Raw genomic sequence first — 4,599 nt, forward strand, 5'->3', positions numbered from 1 at the left:
CAATTATGCTTTATTATCGGTCCTAGCTACTACGGGATTACGTGTTGCAGAAGTAGCGCACGCAATTTGGAAAGACCTTGAATATGACGCTATACGTGGACGTTACTATTTAATAGTTGATACAAAGGGAGATAATGAACGGATTGTTTCTATTAATAAGGAGATTTTCAATCGGATTGTTGCGTTTCGAATCCGGAGACGATTACCTGTGGACATTGGAAATAAAAATGGTGAGACTATATTTCAAACAAAGAATCATACTGCTTATAAAGAAAATTATTTATCACAATATATTTCTAAAATCATTAAGGATACAAAGTTACCCTTTACGGAGAATATACGAATCACTCCCCACTTTTTTAGACATTTTTATGTGCAGTACTTATACGACTACAAAGGACTAGCGCCTCATGTAATAGCGGCTGCAGTAGGTCATAAAAATGACCGGACAACAAAAGAAAACTACCTAAAACAAAGATTAACGAAAGATAACGATGCTGGCAATCTAATTAAGGAAGATGAATTCTAATTTCGTTCATATTAAGATTAATTGTATAATTTATACACAACAAAGAAAAAGCACCCGTTATGGATGCTTTTTTATATGAACGAAATATACCATTAAATTTAATTGGTGGTGTATGCGTTGATATAAATTTTAGCGAAGAAATATTAGTAGGGGTAACCATTATATCATTGATATGAACTAGCTTATTTTTTAATTATTTTCCATTTATTAAAATAAGACCCCTTAATCGTTCGGAATTCATTTTAAATTTTTACTCTTTCCCACCGTTCATAAACACTTTTACTCCACTCCTGTATTGTTAATTTTTTGCACAATTCAATTCAAATTTACATATGCTACTTATGCACATGTATTCAGATCACATTTGGGAGTGTGACCTGAAACCTACTTTTCAAAAAGCGCTATATAAGCGCTTTTTTTCATGTGTAAATAAGCTCTACAAAATGAATTTTTTATTATATTCTCTTCCAAATAACATTTCCAATCCGGTCTATACTATAACTGTGACTTTAAAGTTACACAACCTAACTTGTAGGGCCTAATTTTCTTTTGTACAACAAATGGTTAGCTAATCAAGCTAGCTGCTTTGTTGTGCCAATGGAATAGGAGCGGTTAAGCTCGTCCTATACTTTAGTATGCTTATTCTTCTTGAAAGGTGAAAAGTAAAAAGACACCTTAATGAGGTGTCTTTTCAGAGTGCCAGAGATAACTTATATGTTGGATAAACTTTTCTATATCATTGTATGACCATTAATTCTTGTTATGCCTAAAAAGGTTTTAAATACGTTGATTGTGTAGTTTCAATATAACAAAGAATAAGAACCTGTTATAGACAATTTTTTATACGAACAAGATATAAAATTTAATTGGTGATGTATGCGTTGATATAAATTTTAGCGAAGAAATATTAGTAGACCTAATCATTACATCATTGATACGAACCAACTTGTTTTTAATTATTTCCCATATATTTAAATAAGACCTACTAATTGTTCGGAATTTCTATTAAATTTGTACTCTGTCCCACCGTTCATAAACACTTTTACTCTACTCCTGTATTGTTAATTTATTTGCACAATTCAATTCAATTTTACATATGCTACACATGCCTGCAGATTACATATGGGCAGGTGTAATCTGAAGCCCACCTTTTAAAGAGCGCTATATAAGCGCTCTTTTTATGTGTAAATAATCTCCACAAAATGATATTTTTGTTATATTCCCTTCCGAATAACATTTCCAATCCGGTTTATACTATAACTGTGACTTTAAAGTTACACAACCTAACTTGTAGGGCCTAATTTTCTTTTGTACAACAAGTGGTTAGCTAATCAAGCTGGCTACTTTGTTGTGTCAAATGAAGTTTTCACTCGGATTTACGCGTCACTTCTTCTATCAGCTAAGATACGATATTAAAATCATTAGCTTCACACCTTAAGGATGTTCCGCTCAAAAAACACTCCCTCATATTCTCAATTAATTCTTCAGCAACTTCAATTCGTTCCATACCAATTACACACCTTTTTAGAGTAATAGTATCAGTATGTCCAAGTTTTATAGATTTTTTGCACCAGAACCAAAAATAATATTATTAAACCACTTTCATATTTACATAAAAAATCCACACTTAACTAGACTCATATACTCACACCATCCTTTCTAGACGAGCATAAGATGTACTAACGAACGAAAGGGGGTAATTTTTATGGGTTTTGGTTTTGGTGGAGGTTGTGATTTCGATAGATGTGATGATCGGAGAGATCATCACAGAAAAGAAGAAAGAGAAGACAATAGAAGAAAACAGAATAACAATCCAGAGTTATTACAATTCTTACACACATTAACTGCTGGTACTTGTATTGTTATTCAATATGATCGTCAACCACCTACAAGTGCAACATTCCAAGGTTTTCAAGGAAACAACGTAATCATTTTATCTGACTTTGATTGTTTCCCGGGATTAGCACGTATTGCAATTAACAAAATTAACGTAATCTCTATAAATTCACCTGATTGTGATCGTTTCTGTTGTAAACGTCGCAGACATTGTAAAGAACATGACGAACATAAACATGATCATAGAGAAGATTAATAAATTTTAATTAAAAGAAAAATCTTTCCCTTAATTTATAAGCCAATTTGCAAGAAAAACACCTATTAAAAAATAGGTGTTTTTCTTTTCTAAATTATATTAACTGAACATAAATAATAAACCATTTCATATAGCTGACATATACTATTGTAAGGTCGGCATCCAAATGACCCAAATAAATACCCATGCCAAGAAATAAAACTACAAAGTATTTCTTGGCACCTTTTACATAAAATAAATAAATTTATTAAAAATGTACAAACCTAATTAAAAACCTACACATATAATGTACCCTACCTCTCTTATTATCTCCTTAAAGGGATTTATCTTATATAAATCCCTTCTTTAAGTATTTAAATATTTCATTTAACCTACATAACATAATAATTCCTAAAAAAATAAGATAAGAGCCCTCCGCTCTTATCTTTTACTTACATTTATTTAAGGCGTTATTAAACTACGCGTCGAACACTAATAACATCTAGGCTTGTCACGTTAATGTTTGCAGCAGCATCCACCCAAATAAGAAATCCATCCTCTACACGAATAAAGACCCCTGTTCCATCGATCTGATCTCCACCCGAAAAAACATTAATTCTGTCGCCTTCTCGTAAACCATCTAATCTTCTTCGTCCTTCAAAATTACCCAATTCTCTCACCTCCTCACAGTCTTTCTTCATCGGCTCCTATTACGTTCAACACATTCACGTTATTTAAATTAAACTACGCGTCGAACACTAATAACATCTAGGCTTGTCACGTTAATATTTGCAGCAGCATCCACCCAAATAAGAAATCGATCCTCTATACGAACAAAGACTCCTCTTCCATCGATCTGATCTCCGCCTGAAAAAACGTTAATTTTGTCGCCTTCTCGTAAACCGTTTAATCTTCTTCGTCCTTCAAAATCCCCCAGTTCTCTTACTTCCTCACGTTCTCTTCTTCTTCTTCGGTTTCTATTACATTCATCACATTCACATCTACGTTCAAAAGACATTTAATATACCCCCTTTTTCCTAAAAATTCTTATTTGCATTATATATTATGAAAGAAATGAATTAATTGATTAGACTTTCTTCCTCTATCAAACATCCAATTAACTAATTTATCAAAAAAAATCACTAATTTTAACAATTGTACAAGCCATTTTGTATTACTTACATACATTAACAATGAGATGATAATCATCTTACTATACTCCAAACCCCAAATTACCAGTTCGTTAACTATCTTTAAAAGATAGAAAAAAGGACAGTTTTCAACTGTCCTTTTTTATTATTTACAAAGATATATATTTGGGAAATTAAACACCTCTTACTAATAAATACATATATTATATAGTGCTCCAACACACTGCTAAATAAAACTCCACTAACAAAGAAAGAACTTATTTTCTATCTGTCAAGAATTTAAGTTCTTTTTTAGTTATTTTACATTCATTTATATTAATGACAGGATTTTTTCCTTTCTGAATAATCGATTCTACGCTTTTATCCTACGTTCCTTGCCCATGAGAGTTCTTCTCACTCTCAAAGAACTTTTGCAGCATGAAAGCTAGGATTCAGCAACTTCACATGTAGCATCACTACAATTCCTTTTTAATTATTTACTGATTGTTCAGATAAATACGTATTAAACGCTTTAAATAAACAACTAAAACAACCTGATCAATTTCATTCCAAAATAGAGATTCTCCTAATTCACCTTAACTTTTTGTTTTTATAAACATCGCGGCTTTATTCAAAACTCCACGTCTTTTTTACAAATATCTTGACTCGGTTCTGGTGCAAAAACTTTGAAGTATATGAAAATGGTCTATCAAACTTGGAAATACTGATAGTACTACTCTATAAAAGGTGTGTGATCAGTATGGAAAAGGAGAATTTATTTAAGTAGAAACATTATCAACCAGACATCATCTTATTAACTGTACGTTGGTACCTACGGTACAACTTAAGCTTTCGTGATTTGGTGAAAA

The 4,599-nt window shown here is 31.8% G+C and carries 4 protein-coding genes and 1 pseudogene; 3 read left to right on the forward strand and 2 right to left on the reverse strand.

Translation table 11 applies throughout. The features are described from left to right. Both FT637_RS29265 and FT637_RS29270 read left to right on the forward strand, forming a co-directional pair. Window positions 1-529 (forward strand): tyrosine-type recombinase/integrase (locus tag FT637_RS29265; protein ID WP_193649222.1); only part of this gene is annotated, 529 nt, incomplete at its 5' end. Window positions 530-2,234: 1,705 nt separating this feature from the next. After that, window positions 2,235-2,621 (forward strand): hypothetical protein, encoded by a 387-nt coding sequence (locus tag FT637_RS29270; RefSeq protein WP_098478445.1) that lies wholly within the window; start codon window positions 2,235-2,237, stop codon window positions 2,619-2,621. Window positions 2,622-3,073: 452 nt separating this feature from the next. Here the strand turns inward: FT637_RS29270 and FT637_RS29275 are convergent, their stop codons facing one another. Both FT637_RS29275 and FT637_RS29280 read right to left on the reverse strand, forming a co-directional pair. Further along, window positions 3,074-3,301, reverse strand: coding sequence for a hypothetical protein (locus FT637_RS29275; RefSeq protein ID WP_193649223.1), 228 nt, complete (start codon window positions 3,299-3,301; stop codon window positions 3,074-3,076). Window positions 3,302-3,339: 38 nt separating this feature from the next. Continuing rightward, the gene (locus tag FT637_RS29280; RefSeq protein WP_193649224.1) at window positions 3,340-3,618 is read right to left on the reverse strand and encodes a hypothetical protein; all 279 of its coding nucleotides are present in this window, start codon (window positions 3,616-3,618) and stop codon (window positions 3,340-3,342) included. Between the two features lie 872 nt (window positions 3,619-4,490). Here FT637_RS29280 and FT637_RS29285 point away from each other — a divergent pair. After that, window positions 4,491-4,599, forward strand: a pseudogene (locus FT637_RS29285) (IS6 family transposase); the annotation flags it as partial.

This window comes from Bacillus cereus (assembly GCF_015071065.1).
Classification (GTDB): Bacteria; Bacillota; Bacilli; order Bacillales; family Bacillaceae_G; genus Bacillus_A; species Bacillus_A cereus_BA.